The following is a 16,201-nucleotide window of genomic DNA, read 5'->3' as shown; positions in this document are numbered from 1 at the left end:
CCACGCCTGGGCGCTGCTCACGCGTGGACAGCGTGTTTGAACTGAACCAAGTGTTTGAACGAATGACAGGGGGCATGATGCTGGAACACGCAGCCGGGAAAGACCTTTTTGATGTTTGGGCGCCGAACGCAGATTCGGTGAAGCTGCTCGCGGACGGCCGCGAGTACGCCATGGAGCAAAACCACGACGGCGGTGCGCGCGGTTGGTGGCGTGCCCCCGCGGGCGTCCCCACGGCTGACAACACCGCCTACGGTTACCTGGTGGACGGCGAGGGCCCTTTTCCGGACCCGCGCTCCAGGAGGCAGCCGGACGGCGTCCATGGGCTGTCGGCGACCTTTGATGCCTCCGGCCACCAGTGGAAGGACCAGGACTGGAAAGGGCGGAAACTCCAGGGGGCTGTGATCTACGAACTGCACCTTGGGACATTCACGCCCGAAGGGACGCTGGAAGCTGCTGCCGGAAAGTTGGACTACCTGGTGGACCTGGGTGTCGACTTCATCGAGCTGTTGCCCGTCAACGCGTTCAACGGTGTCCATAACTGGGGCTACGACGGCGTCCTCTGGTACGCCGTCCACGAGGCATACGGTGGACCTGCCGCTTACCAGCAGTTCGTAGACGCAGCCCATCAGGCCGGGCTCGGAGTCATCCAGGACGTGGTCTACAACCACCTCGGCCCCAGCGGCAACTACCTGCCCAAGTTCGGGCCGTACCTGAAGTCCGGTGAGGGGAACACCTGGGGTGACTCAGTCAACCTCGACGGTCCCGGCTCGGACGATGTCCGCCGGTACATCCTGGAGAACGCCGCCATGTGGCTGCGTGACTATCACGTGGATGGACTGAGGCTGGACGCCGTTCACGCCCTGAAGGATGAACGGGCCGTGCACATCCTTGAAGAGTTCGGGGCGCTGGGTGACAAGGTCGAATCCGAAACAGGGATTCCCCGGACCATGATCGCTGAATCGGACCTCAACAATCCGCGCCTCATCTATCCGCGCAGCGTCAACGGGTACGGCTTGGAAGGCCAGTGGAGCGACGACTTCCACCACGCCCTCCACGTCAACCTCAGCGGGGAAACCACCGGCTACTATTCGGACTTCGATTCCCTCGCCGTCCTTGCGAAGGTACTGGAACACGGATTCCTGCACGACGGCAGCTACTCCAGCTTCCGGGAACGCCACCATGGGCGGCCCATCCGGCAGGACCTGGCCCACCCTTCAGCCCTGGTGGTCTGCTTGCAGAACCACGACCAAATCGGGAACCGCGCCACGGGGGACCGCCTCACATCGTCCCTCTCCGACGGGAAGCTGGCGATCGGAGCGGTGGTCACCATGACCTCACCCTTCACCCCGATGCTTTTCATGGGCGAAGAGTTTGCCGCATCCACGCCATGGCAGTTCTTCACCTCCCACCCCGAACCGGATCTCGGCAAGGCGACGGCCGAAGGAAGGATCAAGGAATTCGAACGGATGGGTTGGGACCCGGACGTGGTACCCGATCCCCAGGACCCGGAAACCTTCCAACGTTCCAAACTGAAATGGGAGGAAGCCGGCCAGGGCAACCATGCGCGGCTCCTGCAGCTCTACCGGGATTTGGCACGGCTGCGCCGTGAAACTCCGGAACTGACCGACGGAGGTTTTGCCGAGACCACCGTGGAATACGACGACGACGAGCACTGGCTGCAGTTCTCCCGCGGCAAGGTACGCGTCGTCTGCAACTTCGGCAGCGAAGCTCTGGAGACTGCGCTCGAAGGTACCCTGCTCTTGGCAACCGAACCCGAAGCGGTGATCGCCGACGGTTCGTTGACCCTCCCGGGTGAGAGCGCCGCCGTCGTACGCGTCAACTAAGCCGAGTGGCCCAGGCAGGTGACGGCGCCCACATTCCGGACGGCGCCGTCACTGTCCGGCCTCCGGTGGCAGGATGGTACGTATGACTTATTCGGCTGCGGAGAACCGTTACGAAACCATGCCCTACCGCCGCGTTGGACGGAGTGGATTGAAGCTTCCGGCCATCTCGCTGGGCTTGTGGCACAACTTCGGTGACGACACACGTTTTGACGAGCAGCGCGCCATCCTGCGCCGCGCCTTCGACCTGGGCGTTAACCACTTCGACCTCGCCAACAACTACGGACCGCCGGACGGTTCCGCGGAGACCAACTTCGGTCGGCACCTCAAAGAGGACTTCAAACCGTACCGGGACGAACTGGTCATCTCCACCAAGGCCGGTTACTACATGTGGCCCGGGCCCTATGGTGAATGGGGATCCCGGAAGTACCTGATCTCCAGCCTGGACCAATCCCTGCAGCGCATGGGCTTGGAATACGTGGACATCTTCTACAGCCACCGCCCGGACCCGGAGACGCCCCTTGAAGAAACCATGGGCGCCCTGGATTACGCCGTTCGCTCCGGCAAGGCGCTGTACGCAGGCATCTCCTCCTACACGCCGGAGCAGACCCTTGAGGCGGCCCGCATCCTGAAGGAACTTGGCACACCCTTGCTGATTCACCAGCCCAGCTATTCCATGCTGAACCGCTGGACCGAGGACGGCTCGCCGAACCTCTACGAAGCACTGGACCAGGTGGGCGCCGGTTCCATCGCCTTCTCACCCTTGGCGCAAGGCATGCTGACCAACCGCTACCTCAACGGAGTGCCTGCAGATTCCCGGGCGGCGAAGGAGCGCTTCCTTTCCGAGTCGTCGCTGACCGAGGAACGGCTGGACAGGGTGCGGGGCCTGAACGCCATCGCCGAAGGCCGCGATCAGACGCTTGCCCAGATGGCCATTGCCTGGATCCTCCGCGATCAGCCGAAGGGTTCACCGGTGACCTCCGCACTTGTCGGTGCGTCCAGCGTTGCGCAACTCGAGGACACCCTGAGCGCCATCAACAACCTTGGGTTCACTGACGACGAGCTCACCGCAATCGACGAGTTCGCCGTCGAATCGGACATCAACCGCTGGGCGCAAAAGTAACCTGCCGCCCGCTTTGCTCTCTCACATCCCGTCGCGTTTGGCGCGTTGCTCTGCCACATCCCGTCGCGTTTGGGGGACGACGTTCGTCGCTGACATATTGCGAGGGGGGGCTGCCGGGAACAAAAAGGGCTCCTCGGGTGTTGGTTACAATGCAAAGTGGGCGCCGAGCGGCGCCGTGCCTGTAAGCCGCCCTCCGGGCTCAGTCGGATGGTGCTTGGCACCTGAGGTTTCCCCAAAGGAGTTCCGTGTCTTCACATCCGATTCGTGTTGCCATTGTCGGCGTAGGTAACTGCGCCGCATCGCTGGTCCAGGGTGTCCAGTACTACCGCGACGCCGACCCCAAAGCAACGATTCCGGGTCTGATGCACGTTGAGTTCGGTCCGTACCACGTCAACGATGTCCAGTTCGTCGCCGCTTTCGACGTCGACAGCAAGAAGGTCGGGCTGGACCTCGCCGATGCCATCGGTGCGAGCGAAAACAACACCATCAAGATCGCCGATGTCCCGGCTACGGGCGTCGAGGTCCAGCGCGGCCACACGCTCGACGGCCTTGGCCGCTACTACCGCGAAACCATCGTGGAGGCACCCGAAGAAGCTGTCGACGTCGTCGCTGCCCTTCGCGAAGCCAAAGCGGATGTCATGGTCTGCTACCTGCCCGTCGGTTCGGACCAGGCCGCCAAGTTCTACGCCCAGTGCGCCATCGACGCCGGTGTTGCCTTCGTGAACGCCCTGCCCGTCTTCATTGCCGGTACCAAGGAGTGGGCTGACAAGTTCACCGAGGCCGGTATTCCGATTGTTGGCGACGACATCAAGAGCCAGATCGGTGCCACTATCACGCACCGCGTCATGGCCAAGCTGTTCGAAGACCGTGGCGTTACCCTGGACCGCACGTACCAGCTGAACGTCGGCGGCAACATGGACTTCAAGAACATGCTCGAGCGTGACCGCCTTGAATCCAAGAAGATCTCCAAGACGCAGGCCGTCACCTCGAACGTTGAAGCTGAGCTGCATGCGGACGACGTCCACATCGGCCCGTCGGACTACGTCGCGTGGCTTGATGACCGCAAATGGGCTTTTGTCCGCCTTGAGGGCCGCAACTTCGGTGACGCGCCCGTTTCCCTTGAATACAAGCTCGAGGTGTGGGATTCCCCGAACTCCGCAGGCGTCATCATCGACGCCATTCGTGCCGCCAAGATCGGTTTGGACCGCGGCATCGGCGGCCCGCTGCTCTCCGCGTCGAGCTACTTCATGAAGTCCCCGCCGGAGCAGTTCAACGACGACGTCGCACGCGAGAAGGTGGAAGCCTTCATCCGCGGCGACATCGAACGCTAAACAGCAAAACCCCGGTTCTTCTGACGCCCCCGCACTGTGTGCGGGGGCGTCATTTGTTTCCGCGTGTTCGCGTGGGATGTGGAAGAGGACCGCGGGAAAGGCGATGGGATGTGGAAGAGGAACGCGGGAAAGGGCCCGGGATGTGGAAGAGGAACGCGGGAAAGGGGGTGGGATGTGGAAGAGGAACGCCGGAAAGGGGGTGGGATGTGGAAGGGGATCAGAAAAGGCCTGTGGGGTTGCCGTCCTCGTCCACGTTCATCCGAATCGCCGCCGGTTCCTTGGGCAGGCCTGGCATAGTCATGACTGCACCGGTCAGCGCCACGATGAAGCCCGCACCGGTCTTGGGAATGAGCTCCCGCACATGCACCCGGAATCCCTTCGGCGCTCCGAGCTGGGACGCGTCGTCCGTAAACGAGTACTGGGTCTTGGCCATGCAGACGGGCAGGCCGCCCCAGCCGTTCTTCTCGATCTCCGCCAGCCGCCGCAGCGCCGGGACCGAGAATTCGACGCCGTCCGCACCGTAAATTTCCTGCACAATGGTCCGGATCTTGTCCTCGACCGGCATTTCGAGCGGGTACAGGTGGTGGAAGTTCGACGGCGCGTCCACCGCGGCTGCCACCTTCGCCGCCAGTTCGTCCCCGCCGTCGCCTCCGCCGCCCCGGCCCCACACATCGGCGACGGCGGCCTGCACGCCTTCCGCAGCGCACCAGGCCAGGAGCCAGTCAAGCTCCTCGGGAGTGTCGGTGCCGAACTTGTTGATGGCCACCACGGGCGAAATACCAAACTTGGCGACGTTTCCAACGTGCCGTTTCAGGTTGCCGACGCCGGCGGCCACCGCCTCCACGTTCGGCACGCCTAATTCCTCCTTGGGGACACCGCCCTGCATCTTCAGGGCGCGGATGGTGGCCACAATCACGACGGCGGACGGGGCCACGTCCGCGATCCGGGACTTGATATCCATGTACTTCTCCGCACCAAGGTCCGCACCGAACCCAGCTTCCGTCACCACGACGTCTGCCAGTTGCTGGGCGGTACGCGTGGCGATGAGTGAGTTGCAGCCGTGCGCGATGTTGGCGAAGGGACCGCCGTGGACCAGGGCCGGCGTGCCCGCGATTGTTTGGACGAGGTTTGGCTTGATGGCGTCTTTGAGGAGCAGGGTCAGGGCACCTTCAACGCCGAGGTCGGCCACGGTGACGGGCTTGCGCTCATAGGTGTAGCCGAACGTGATCCTGCCCAGCCTGGTACGGAGGTCGTCGAGGTCCGAGGAGAGGCAGAAGACGGCCATGATCTCGGACGCCACGGTGATGTCGAAACCATCCTGCCGGGGTACGCCTTGGGCCGGGCCGCCGAGGCCGATGACGATTTCCCGCAGTGAGCGGTCGTTCATGTCCAGGACGCGTTTGAACGTCATCCGGCGAGGGTCGATGCCCAATTGGTTGCCCTGGTAGATGTGGTTGTCCACGAGCGCCATGAGGGCGTTGTTGGCCGAGGTGATGGCGTGGAAGTCCCCGGTGAAATGGAGGTTGATGTCGTCCATGGGGAGGACCTGGGAGTAACCGCCGCCGGTGGCGCCGCCCTTCATCCCCAGGATGGGTCCAAGGGAGGGTTCCCGGAGCGCAATCATCACCTTGTGCCCGGCACGTGCCAGGGAATCGGCCAGTCCCACGGTGGTGGTGGATTTCCCCTCCCCGGCAGGCGTGGGGGACATGGCGGAAACCAGGACGACTTTGCCCGCGGGCTTGCCGCCCGGCAGGCGCAAGTGGGCGGGATTTATTTTGGCTTTGTACGGGCCGTAAAGCTCCAGGGCGTCAGCGTTGATCCCGGCACGTTCGGCAATTTCCGTAATGGGCTTGATGCCGGCCCGGCGGGCAATCTCAAGATCCGACAAGACTTTGTTTTCAGACATCGTTGTCCTTCGACTGGGTGCTTACGCTGTGCCCGTCAATCTATCAGCACACCCACGCGGACCCTCGGAAGGAGCCACTCAGGCCAGGCTCCCGGTAGCCGGAACCAGCAGCCCGGCCACGGACTCCCGGTAGCTTTCCAATGTGATGGCCGCCGTCCGCTGCCAGCCAAAGGACTCGGCATATGTCGCCGCGGCCCGGCCCATATCTTCACGGGTCCGGACGTCGTCGTAGAGGTCCTCCAAGGCATCTGCCCAGTCGGAAGGGTCATGGCCGTCCACCAGGATCCCCGTGCGGCCATCCGACACAGCCCGTGTCAGCCCGCCGACGTTGGTGGCGATGACCGGAGTACCGCACGCCTGTGCTTCCAAGGCCACCAGGCCGAAGGACTCGCTGAAGGAAGGCATTACCACGACGTCGGCGGACCGGAACCAGCCTGCGAGTTCGGGCGCCACTACGGGCGGCCTGTGGGTGACCACATCGCTGAGCCCGGCTTCTTCGATGATCTTGGTCAGGTCGAAGTCCTTGGCCCCGCTCAACGATCCGAGGATGGTCAGTTCAAGGTTGATGTCCGGGCGGCGCTGACGAAGGAGGCCGGCGGCCTTCACGAACACCTGGGGTCCCTTAAGCCGCTGGATCCGCCCGGCGAACACAAGGTGGAAGGTGTCCGGGCCGACGTCGTGTTCCCTGCGGGCCTTGCGCCGGAAGGAGGGCGTGAAAACCCGCAGATCCACTCCGGGCGGTGCCACGTCGATGCGGTCGATGTCAGCGCCGTAGTGTGCCACCAGCTCCTGCGCCTCAGCCGGGGTGTTGGCAATCAGCCGGGTGGCGCCGTCGACGATCCTCTGCTCACCTTCCTCCCGGCGGCGGGGTTCGCGGCGCTCGCCGGACTCAAGGACGAGGTTTTTGACCTTGGCCATGGTGTGCATGGTGTGGACCAGGGGCAGCCGCCAGCGTTCGGACAACTCAAGGCCCGCAACCCCGGAAACCCAATAGTGCGAATGGATGACGTCGTAACGGCCGTGGGGTTGCTGGTGACGGATGCGGTCGATCTCATCCACCATCTGGTGCAACAGGGCGGGAAGCTCTTCCTTGGGCAGTTTGCGGCGCGGGCCGGCCATCACGTTGTGGACGCAGACTCCCGGCCCGGGATGTTCGACGGCGGGCTGCCCGGCAGTGGTGGCACGGGTGAAGATCTCCACCTCAACGCCCATCTCGGCCAGCGCCATGGCCAGGGCCCGCACATAGACGTTCATGCCACCGGCATCACCTGCGCCCGGCTGTTCCATGGGGGAGGTGTGCAGCGACAGGAACGCGACGCGGCGGATCATTGGCACCGCTCACCTCCTGCCCTGATGAATTGAGGGAATTCCCTGCAGAAAACACTACTCCTGCGGCGATCCTGCCGGAGGCACGCCAAACTGCTAGCCTGTCCGCTGTGAGCCACGACGATTCTTTTGAAATCCGCCCCGCAACCCCTGATGACTGGCCCGGCATTTGGTCGGTCATGGAACCGGTCATCCGTGAGGGCGAAACGTTCACGTGGGACCGGGACACCGATGAAGAAGCAGCCAAAGCCAAGTGGATGAAGGCAGCCCCGGGCCAGACGTTCGTGGCGGTCCGGGAAGACGGTACGGTCCTGGGGACCGGTGAATTCCATCCCAACCAGGCCGGCGGCGGCAGCCATGTGGCTAACGCGGGGTACATGGTGGGCGCCAAGCATTCCGGCCAAGGGGTGGCACGCGCCCTGTGCTCCTACTCCCTGAAGGAAGCGAAGGCCGCCGGTTTCCGCTCCATGCAGTTCAACGCGGTGGTGGAAAGCAACGTCAGGGCTGTGTGGCTCTGGCAGTCCATGGGTTTCCGCATCCTGGCCACCGTCCCCGATGCCTTCGAGCACCCGGAGATCGGCTACGTCGGCCTGCACGTGATGTACCAGGAGCTTTAGCGCCCCCGCCAGAGCCCCGCGAGTTCAGGGAAGCCCGCCTCATACCCGTCAAGGAGGCGGCGGCCCAGCTCCTCGGAACCCACCAAGGGATGCGCGGCGAACGCCTGCACGGCGGCTTCCCGGTCACCCTCCACCACGGCGGTGATCGTGAGCCTTTCCACTTCCTTGATGTGGCGCATCAAGGTGAGGAAAGGCCCTCCGGGACGGTCCTGCGGGAGCGGCAGGGCGCCGTCGGACGTCACCTCGCAGGGAACCTCGACGACGGCGTCCGCAGGCAAACCGGGCACCGCCACCTCGGCCGGGGGAGCCCACGGGACAGCTGCCACGGGCGAGTTGGGAACGTTGAGGATCAACTGGGTGGTCATGGAAGCTGCAGAACCGGGGAAGAGGGCGCGCATGAGAGACAACGCAACGCGTTCGTAGCCGCCCCCGGCCAGGTCCTGCTCGTCCCTTTGCTCGCCCTTGGTCCGTGATTCCGCGAGGTAGCCTTCCTCCCTGGACCGGCGGGCTTCTTCCCACGACGCGTAGGCGTTGGCCGGGCCTGCCAGCGCTGTGTAGAGGGCCTGCTGCTGGTCATGGATCGATGCTCCGCGGGTGCTCGCTTGGCGGCGGATCCCGTCGATGGCCTGCTGGGTGTCGTAATAGTAGTAGAGGTATTCGTTCGGAAGGCAGCCGAGCAATTCCAGGGTGTGCTGCCCGAAGAGCCGGCCTTCCTCAATTGACGCCAACGCTGCGGGGTCGGCAAGGAGGCCGGGGAGCAGGTCCCGTCCTTCCGGTGCCAGGCGGTAAAGCCAACCCAGGTGGTTGAGCCCGTAGTAGCCCACGCCGTCGAGCCTTCCGTCCGGCAACGCATGGCCTGCGGCCGCCGCCGCGCGCTTGACCAATCCACCGGCGGAATCGCAGATTCCGATCACTTTCCGTCCGAGCACCGGCACCAACGCCTCGGTCACCATCCCGGCAGGATTGGTGAAGTTGATCAGCCACGCGTCCGGGCTGTTCAGGCGCATGGCGCGGGCAAGTTCGAGCATCCTCGGGATGGTCCTGAGGGCGTAGGAAATCCCGCCTGCGCCCGTGGTCTCCTGCCCCAGGAGGCCGAGGTCCAGCGGGACACGTTCATCGATGATCCGGCCGGCCGTACCGCCTGGGCGGATGGCGGCGAAAACCACGTCGGTGCCCGTCAATGCAGCGCCAAGGTCTGTGGAAACCACGACGGCGGGCGGCGCGCCGTCCGCAACCGGCATGTCCCGGAGGACGGCTTCAACAGCCGCCAGGCGGGACGGATCGACGTCGTAGAGCACCAACTCGTCCACCACATCCGCGAAAGGACCCAAGCACAAGGCGCGGTAGATGAGGGGAACCCGGAATCCGCCGCCGCCGGCGATCATGAGCCGCATGATTCGAGTCTATGCAGCCCGGAGGGTGCAGCGTAGTGTGCCGTGCATGGATGCAATGCCACAGCGTCGCTTCGATCCCCTTGCCGCTGTAAGGCCCGACGGCGACCACCAGTGCGATCTACTTCTTACCGGGACTGTTTTCCAGGACATAATTTTCACCGGCCTTCCGCATTCCCCGGAACCGGGCACTGAAGTGTGGAGCGAAGGGATGGGCAGTTGTCCCGGGGGAGTGGCCAACCAGGCGATTGCCGCGGCAAGGCTGGGTTTGCGGACCAGCCTCGCGGCCACTTTCGGTGACGACGGCTACGGGGATTACAACTGGCAGATCCTCGAATCCCAGGAACACGTGGACCTTTCGCTCTCACGCAGGATCCCGGGCTGGCACTCTCCGGTGACGGTGTCCATGTGCGTCAACCAGGACAGGTCCATGGTCACCCACGGCCATCCCGCCCCCGTCAATGCCTCGGAGATGATCGGCAAACCGCCCAAGGCGCTCGCGGCCGTCGCGGATCTCGGCGAGGAGCTGGAACCGTGGATGCTCACAGCGAAGGAAAGCGGCACCAAACTTTTCGGGGTTGTCGGCTGGGACCCCAGCGGTGAATGGTCCCACCGCAGGCTGGAGCAACTGGAACACTTCCACGCGTTCCTCCCCAACGCGCCCGAGGCCATGGCCTTCACCGGCAAAGCCGATCCCTGGGCTGCCCTGTATTCCCTGGCGGACCGCGTTCCCGTGGCCGTGGTGACTCTTGGAGCGCAAGGGGCCATGGCGGTGGACTCCGAAACGGGCGAGGAAGAATGGGTGCCTTCCCTGCCGGTGCCGGCGTCCGACCCCACCGGAGCAGGTGATTGCTTCGATGCGGCCTTCATCGTAGGAAGCCTTGCCGGGTGGAAGCTCGGGGACCGCTTGCGGTTCGCCAACCTGTGCGCCTCGCTGGCAGTGCAGCAGGTGGGCGGGTCCCTCGCGGCGCCCGGATGGGGTGACATCGCCGACTGGTGGCAGCGCGCCAACGCACGGAAGGAACGCCAAACGAGCCAATGGCTCAGGCGGTTCGCCTTCCTGGAGCCGATTGTCAAGGACATCCCCGCCGAAGCGCAGCGCCGGGCCCGGGCGACCATTGCGCACCTGTCCGACGCGCAGTAGCGGCGGGCCCGCCAACCCTCCCGCAGTTAACGGCAGTTCACTGGCGCCACTAGAATCTCTAGGGTGACTTACGAAGCAGCTGCAGACATCGGAATCGGGTCGAAACCATCAATCGCCAAAACAGCGGTGCTTGAGCGCTCCGCCGTGATCGACCTCGAAGCCGTGCGGCACAACGTTCGTCAGTTCGCCGGAATCGCTTCCCCGGCCAACGTCATGGCCGTCGTGAAGGCCGATGCTTACGGGCACGGCGCGGTGCAGGTTGCCCGCGCAGCACTGGAAGCAGGCGCCACCTGGCTTGGGGTTGCCCATATTTCCGAGGCGTTGGCCCTGCGGGCAGCCGGCCTCGATGCCCCCATGCTGGCTTGGCTGCACACGCGGGAAAGCAACTTCCAAGCCGCGGTGGCCGCCGGCATCGACGTCGGGGTCTCCGGTTGGGAGCTGGACGCGGTGGTCGCGGCGGCCCGTGAGCAGGAACGTCCCGCCAGGGTCCACCTAAAGATCGATACCGGCCTTGGCCGCAACGGCTGCCCCATAGCCGACTGGGACCAGTTGGTGGGCCAGGCCATGGAGTACCAGGACGAAGGGCTCCTGCGCGTCGTGGGCATCTTCTCGCATCTGGCCGTAGCCGATGAACCGCAGCGGCCGGAGACGGACCAGCAACTGGCCGTCTTCCGGGAAGCAATCGCCATTGCCGAGGACGCCGGCGTGGATACGGAAGTCCGCCACATCGCCAATACTCCGGCCACCCTGTCACGTCCCGATTCACACTTCGACCTGGTCCGCGTCGGGCTGGGTATTTACGGACTCTCACCGTTCCAAGGTGCCACTTCCGCCGAGCTTGGCCTCCGCCCGGCCATGACGGTCCGCACCCTTGTTTCCAACTGCAAGACGGTCCCTGAGGGCCAAGGCGTGTCCTACGGACTGAACTACCACACCGCCGGCCGTACCACGCTGGGCCTCATCCCCCTGGGGTACGCGGACGGTGTTCCGCGGGTGGCCACCGGCGGGCCGATCCGCGTCAACGGCATCACGTACCCGGTGGTGGGCAGGATCGCCATGGACCAGATGGTGATCGACTTCGGGCCGCTGACGCCTGAGCAAGCAGCCGACCTCAAGGGCGCTGAGGCGGTCATGTTCGGTGAAGGCACCGACGACGGTCCCACCGCGGACGATTGGGGCCGCGCCGCAGGCACCATCAACTACGAGATCGTGACCCGCATCAGCCCCCGCGTTCCGCGCACCTACGTCAATGAGTCCGCTGGCGGGCCAGCGGCCGGGGCTGAATCAGCTGCCGGCTCGGTCCGGCCCAGTGAGGCGGCGGCAAAGGCAGCCTCGCTGTGAACCAACCGCAATGGGAACACCGCTTCAACGTCACGACGGCGGAGCAGACACACGCGCTCGCCGCAGCTCTGGGCGGGGTACTGGAAGCAGGAGATCTCCTGGTCCTCACCGGTGAACTGGGTGCGGGCAAGACAACGTTCACCCAGGGCCTCGGCGAGGGGCTGGGTGTCCGGGCGGGCATCATCTCGCCCACTTTCGTCCTGGTGCGCATCCATCCCAATCTTCCGGACGGCCCCCGGCCCGGCGGTCCGGACCTGGTCCACGTGGACGCCTACCGCCTTGAGTCTGCGGCCGAAATCGATGACATTGACCTCGAAAACACCATGGATACGTCCGTGACGGTGGTGGAGTGGGGCCGCGACCGGGTGGAGCATCTTGCCGAAAGCCGGCTGGACGTGGAACTGCACCGGGCCGTAGGCGGCGAATCCACGACGGAAACCGACACTCCCCGGCAGGACGACGTCCTTGACTTCGATACCGAGGAGGACGACGAGCCACGCACCATCGTTTTCCGCGGCTACGGTCCCCGCTGGGCGGAAGTACCGGACGTCCTGGAAACCGCGCTGACAGGGGGAAACAACTGATGCTGATCCTGGCCATAGACACTTCCGCCGTCGCCAGCGCCGCACTCATTTCCGATGAAGCCTTGGAAACCGTGGTGGATTCCTTCGTCACCGAGGATACCCGCAGCCATGCGGAAGTCCTGGCGCCCGGGATCGGGCAGCTCCTGGCACGCGCCGGCATCACGGGTGCGGACATCGATGCCATCGTCACCGGCGTCGGCCCCGGTCCTTTCACGGGCCTGCGCTCCGGCATCGCGACGGCCCGCACACTGTCTTTCGTCTGGAACAAGCCGCTGTACGGGCAGATGAGCCTGGACGCCATCGCCTTGGAGGTGGCCGGATCCACGTCCGCCGTGCCGGAATTCCTGGTGGCCACGGATGCCCGGCGCAAAGAGGTTTACTGGGCGCACTACACCCTGGCTGACGGCCAACTTCCCCACCTGGTGGATGGTCCCCATGTGGGCTTCGCGGCCCAACTGCCGGACCTTCCCGTGTTCGGCGCCGGAGCCGGCTTGTACTCTGAGGTCCTGGACGCCAACGAAGACTTCGCTGCGACGCAGCCGGACGCCGCTTCCTTGGGACAGTTCGCCTTGGCGAAGCTCGCCGCGGGGGAGACCCTGCTGGATTCGACACCCCTTTACCTGCGCGAGTCCGATGCCCAGGTGCCTGGACCCCGGAAGCGGGCCTTGTGATGAAGCTGTCTCCCAACCTCGAACGTGCCGGCATCTCCCTCCGGGACATGACAGACGCCGACGTGCCCGCAGTGGAGGTCCTGGAACGCAGGCTGTTTCCGATCGATGCCTGGCCGCTGCAGATGTTCTTCGATGAGCTGTCCCAGCCCGAAACACGCCGTTATGTGGTGGCAGAGTCCGCGGGTGAAATCATCGCCTACGCGGGTTTGATGTGCATTGAGCCCATCGCGGACATCCAGACGATCGCCGTCGTGCCTGAATGCGAAGGCAAGGGCATCGGCTCAGCGATCCTCACCGAACTCATCGACGAAGCGCGGCGCCGCCAAGCCGCTGATGTATTGCTGGAGGTCCGTGCAGACAACCCGCGCGCGCAACAGCTGTACCGCCGCTTCGGTTTCGAACAGATCCATATCCGCCCGCGCTACTACCGGGATGGCACCGATGCCTTGATCATGCGGCTGCCACTGAATGTTGCCGGGTCCACAGAAGGAGCAGAGGCGTGAGCGCCGTACTTCCCAACGCCGCATCCCCCAAGGAACCACTGGTCCTGGGCATCGAGTCCTCCTGCGACGAGACCGGCGTCGGCATTGTGCGGGGGACGACGCTGCTGACCAATACGGTCTCCTCTTCCATGGACGAACATGTCCGCTTCGGCGGAGTCATTCCGGAAATCGCCTCGCGGGCGCACCTGGACGCCTTCGTCCCGACGCTGCAGGAATCGCTGCAGGAAGCGGGAGTGACCCTGGAGGACATCGACGCGATTGCCGTCACGTCCGGGCCCGGCCTGGCCGGAGCCCTCATGGTGGGCGTCTGCGCGGCCAAGGCGCTCGCAGTAGCCACCGGCAAGCCGCTTTACGCGATCAACCACTTGGTGGCGCATGTGGGCGTCGGCCTTCTGGATGCAAAGCACGACGCCGGTGCTGCCGCAGGCCTGGGTGCCGGGCAACTGCCGGAGAACCTCGGTGCCCTCCTGGTCTCCGGAGGACACACGGAGATCCTCCGGATCCGGAGCATCACCGATGACGTTGAACTCCTGGGTTCCACGATCGATGACGCCGCAGGGGAGGCTTACGACAAGGTTGCCCGCATTCTTGGCCTGGGCTATCCGGGTGGTCCGGCCATCGACAAGCTGGCACGCCAAGGGAACCCGAAAGCCATCCGCTTCCCGCGCGGCCTGACCCAGCCCAAGTACATGGGCACCGCCGAGGAAAAAGGTCCGCACCGCTATGACTGGTCGTTCAGCGGCCTCAAAACGGCTGTGGCGCGCTGCGTGGAGCAGTTCGAAGCCCGCGGTGAAGAGGTTCCAGTGGCGGACATCGCGGCGGCTTTCCAAGAGGCTGTTGTGGACGTTATTACGTCCAAAGCCGTCCTGGCCTGCAAGGAGCATGGCATCACCGACCTCTTGCTGGGAGGCGGCGTCGCCGCCAACTCCCGGCTCCGCGAACTGACCGGACAGCGGTGTGCTTCGGCCGGGATCAAGCTGCACGTCCCGCCGCTGAACCTGTGCACGGACAACGGTGCCATGGTTGCTGCCCTCGGGGCTCAGCTCATCATGGGAGGGATAGCCCCCAGCGGGGTGGCGTTTGCGCCCGATTCCTCCATGCCCGTCACCACGGTGTCGGTCCCGGCCTGAGCCCGAGCTAACCGGTGCCCCGACCTGCCCGGTGCGGGATCAGGCGTCGGGGCCCTTGCGCATCTGTTGGACGAGGTCCATCACCACGGCCTGCAGATCGCCATTGTGTTCGGCGGCCACACGGCGCTGGCGCTGGTAGCTGGCACCCCGCTCAATGATTTTGGCAACGTCGGCGAGTTCCTCCGAGCAGCCCAGCTCGGCGGCAATCGGCTCAAGCCGTGCCAGGGTTTCGGTGAGGTGCTCGGTGACGGGTTTCTCGTTGCCTTCGGCGTCCAGGATGATGATGGCTTCCATGCCGTACCGGGCTGCACGCCACTTGTTCTCCTGCACGTGCCACGGCGGCATGGTGGGAATAGTGCCCCCTGCGTCCAGGATTCCGGAAAACTCGTGGACCAGGCACTGCGTCAGGGCGGCGATGGCGCCGACTTCCTCCAGCGTTGCCAGGCCATCGCAAATGCGCATCTCGATAGTTCCGAGCGCCGCCACAGGCCTGATGTCCCAGCGGATCTCCGAAATGGCGTCGATGACACCAGTGGTGAACATGTCCTGCACATAGGACTCGTAGGCCTCCCAGGACTGGAACTGGAAGGGCAGCCCGGCGGTGGGCAACTGCTGGAACATCAGGGCCCGCTGGGACGCGTACCCTGTTTCTTCGCCGGACCAGTAGGGGCTGGAGGCCGAAAGAGCCTGGAAGTGCGGGAAGTAGTTGACCAGTCCATCTAGAATCGGAAGGACCTTGTCCCGGCGGTCGATGCCGACGTGGACATGGACGCCGTAGATCACCATCTGGCGCCCCCACCACTGGGTACGCTCGATCAACTTGGCGTAGCGCTCCTTGTCCGTCACCGGTTGGAGGAGGGGAGGGCTGAAGGGGTGGCTTCCGGCGCAGAAAACCTCAACGCCCATGGAATCCGTGACCTCGCGGACCGCTGCCAGCGAACGGCTGAGGTCTTCTTTGGCTTCTTTGACCGTGTTGCAGACGCCGGTGACCAGTTCGACTGTGTTGAGGAGCAGTTCCCGCTTGATATGGGGGTGCTCGTCGTCCTCGTTGAGGTCCGGATGATTGGCGGCAACGCCCCTGAGGACGTCGTTCGCGACCGAGACGAGTTCTCCTGTGCGTGCGCTGACGAGCCCCAGCTCCCATTCCACACCCAGCGTCGATTGCCTGGATGGCGCAAACTCTATATGCACGTAGTCCCCTCGTTGTTTTGTCATTTCGGCCGGACGCCGCCCCGCTGCGGGGCCGCCAGCGGTCGGATCAAGTCTAGTGCAGCCCAAGGCGCCGGACGGGCG

Annotated in this window: 14 protein-coding genes; 10 read left to right on the top strand and 4 right to left on the bottom strand. The window is 64.7% G+C overall.

What is annotated here, in order from left to right:
• The first annotated feature begins 77 nt into the window (after positions 1–77).
• The 3 genes from treZ to QN084_RS04335 all read left to right on the top strand — a co-directional run bounded on the left by treZ (position 78) and on the right by QN084_RS04335 (position 4,295).
• A complete protein-coding gene (gene treZ / locus QN084_RS04345; protein WP_069695953.1) occupies positions 78–1,844 on the top strand; it encodes a malto-oligosyltrehalose trehalohydrolase in 1,767 nt (588 codons plus the stop codon).
• Positions 1,845–1,926: 82 nt separating this feature from the next.
• Positions 1,927–2,964, top strand: a complete 1,038-nt coding sequence (mgrA, locus tag QN084_RS04340; RefSeq protein WP_069695764.1) for an L-glyceraldehyde 3-phosphate reductase — start codon at positions 1,927–1,929, stop codon at positions 2,962–2,964.
• Positions 2,965–3,209: 245 nt separating this feature from the next.
• The gene (locus tag QN084_RS04335; protein ID WP_069695763.1) at positions 3,210–4,295 is read left to right on the top strand and encodes an inositol-3-phosphate synthase; all 1,086 of its coding nucleotides are present in this window, start codon (positions 3,210–3,212) and stop codon (positions 4,293–4,295) included.
• Positions 4,296–4,512: 217 nt separating this feature from the next.
• On the opposite strand, the gene QN084_RS04330 is transcribed toward QN084_RS04335, so the two are convergent.
• Together QN084_RS04330 and mshA are read right to left on the bottom strand one after the other, a co-directional pair.
• Positions 4,513–6,201 (bottom strand): formate--tetrahydrofolate ligase, encoded by a 1,689-nt coding sequence (locus QN084_RS04330; protein ID WP_069695762.1) that lies wholly within the window; start codon positions 6,199–6,201, stop codon positions 4,513–4,515.
• A 78-nt stretch (positions 6,202–6,279) separates the two neighbouring features.
• On the bottom strand, positions 6,280–7,536 hold the full coding sequence (gene mshA / locus QN084_RS04325) for a D-inositol-3-phosphate glycosyltransferase (protein WP_069695761.1): 1,257 nt from the start codon (positions 7,534–7,536) through the stop codon (positions 6,280–6,282).
• 92 nt (positions 7,537–7,628) lie between these two features.
• Here mshA and QN084_RS04320 point away from each other — a divergent pair, with 92 nt between their 5' ends.
• Positions 7,629–8,144, top strand: coding sequence for a GNAT family N-acetyltransferase (locus QN084_RS04320; RefSeq protein WP_031216576.1), 516 nt, complete (start codon positions 7,629–7,631; stop codon positions 8,142–8,144).
• Here the strand turns inward: QN084_RS04320 and QN084_RS04315 are convergent.
• Positions 8,141–9,538 carry a family 4 glycosyl hydrolase gene (locus tag QN084_RS04315; protein WP_062097445.1) on the bottom strand — a complete coding sequence of 466 codons (1,398 nt, stop codon included), beginning with the start codon at positions 9,536–9,538 and terminating at the stop codon, positions 8,141–8,143. The genes QN084_RS04320 and QN084_RS04315 overlap by 4 nt on opposite strands.
• Positions 9,539–9,584: 46 nt before the next feature.
• On the opposite strand from QN084_RS04315, the gene QN084_RS04310 reads away from it, so the two are divergent.
• The 6 genes from QN084_RS04310 (at position 9,585) to tsaD (ending at position 14,908) form a co-directional block, all read left to right on the top strand.
• On the top strand, positions 9,585–10,679 hold the full coding sequence (locus QN084_RS04310) for a carbohydrate kinase family protein (RefSeq protein ID WP_043426680.1): 1,095 nt from the start codon (positions 9,585–9,587) through the stop codon (positions 10,677–10,679).
• Between the two features lie 63 nt (positions 10,680–10,742).
• Positions 10,743–12,020: an alanine racemase gene (gene alr, locus QN084_RS04305; protein WP_069695759.1), complete on the top strand. Its 1,278-nt coding sequence runs from the start codon at positions 10,743–10,745 to the stop codon at positions 12,018–12,020.
• Positions 12,017–12,604: a tRNA (adenosine(37)-N6)-threonylcarbamoyltransferase complex ATPase subunit type 1 TsaE gene (gene tsaE, locus QN084_RS04300; RefSeq protein ID WP_069695758.1), complete on the top strand. Its 588-nt coding sequence runs from the start codon at positions 12,017–12,019 to the stop codon at positions 12,602–12,604. The genes alr and tsaE overlap by 4 nt, the downstream gene beginning before the upstream one ends.
• A complete protein-coding gene (gene tsaB / locus QN084_RS04295; protein ID WP_021472467.1) occupies positions 12,604–13,275 on the top strand; it encodes a tRNA (adenosine(37)-N6)-threonylcarbamoyltransferase complex dimerization subunit type 1 TsaB in 672 nt (223 codons plus the stop codon). The genes tsaE and tsaB overlap by 1 nt, the downstream gene beginning before the upstream one ends.
• Positions 13,275–13,778, top strand: coding sequence for a ribosomal protein S18-alanine N-acetyltransferase (gene rimI / locus QN084_RS04290; RefSeq protein WP_069695757.1), 504 nt, complete (start codon positions 13,275–13,277; stop codon positions 13,776–13,778). The genes tsaB and rimI overlap by 1 nt, the downstream gene beginning before the upstream one ends.
• Entirely contained in the window at positions 13,775–14,908 is a 1,134-nt protein-coding gene (tsaD, locus tag QN084_RS04285; protein WP_021472469.1) for a tRNA (adenosine(37)-N6)-threonylcarbamoyltransferase complex transferase subunit TsaD, read from the top strand. Before rimI ends, tsaD begins: the two co-directional genes overlap by 4 nt.
• A gap of 39 nt (positions 14,909–14,947) precedes the next feature.
• Here tsaD and QN084_RS04280 read toward each other — a convergent pair whose 3' ends face one another.
• Positions 14,948–16,099 carry a glutamate--cysteine ligase gene (locus QN084_RS04280; RefSeq protein WP_031216583.1) on the bottom strand — a complete coding sequence of 384 codons (1,152 nt, stop codon included), beginning with the start codon at positions 16,097–16,099 and terminating at the stop codon, positions 14,948–14,950.
• Positions 16,100–16,201: the final 102 nt, after the last annotated feature.

It is taken from the genome of Paenarthrobacter sp. R1 (assembly GCF_030264015.1).
GTDB lineage: Bacteria > Actinomycetota > Actinomycetes > Actinomycetales > Micrococcaceae > Arthrobacter > Arthrobacter ureafaciens.
This window is presented reverse-complemented; position numbering and strand designations above follow the sequence as displayed.

Excerpts from the sequence above, each read along its gene's own strand:
- treZ (WP_069695953.1), top strand. The coding sequence starts at position 78 with ATGCTGGAACACGCAGCCGGGAAAGACCTTTTTGATGTTTGGGCGCCG.
- mgrA (WP_069695764.1), top strand. The coding sequence starts at position 1,927 with ATGACTTATTCGGCTGCGGAGAACCGTTACGAAACCATGCCCTACCGC.
- QN084_RS04330 (WP_069695762.1), bottom strand. The coding sequence starts at position 6,201 with ATGTCTGAAAACAAAGTCTTGTCGGATCTTGAGATTGCCCGCCGGGCC.
- QN084_RS04315 (WP_062097445.1), bottom strand. The coding sequence starts at position 9,538 with ATGCGGCTCATGATCGCCGGCGGCGGCGGATTCCGGGTTCCCCTCATC.
- QN084_RS04310 (WP_043426680.1), top strand. The coding sequence starts at position 9,585 with ATGGATGCAATGCCACAGCGTCGCTTCGATCCCCTTGCCGCTGTAAGG.
- tsaB (WP_021472467.1), top strand. The coding sequence starts at position 12,604 with ATGCTGATCCTGGCCATAGACACTTCCGCCGTCGCCAGCGCCGCACTC.
- rimI (WP_069695757.1), top strand. The coding sequence starts at position 13,275 with ATGAAGCTGTCTCCCAACCTCGAACGTGCCGGCATCTCCCTCCGGGAC.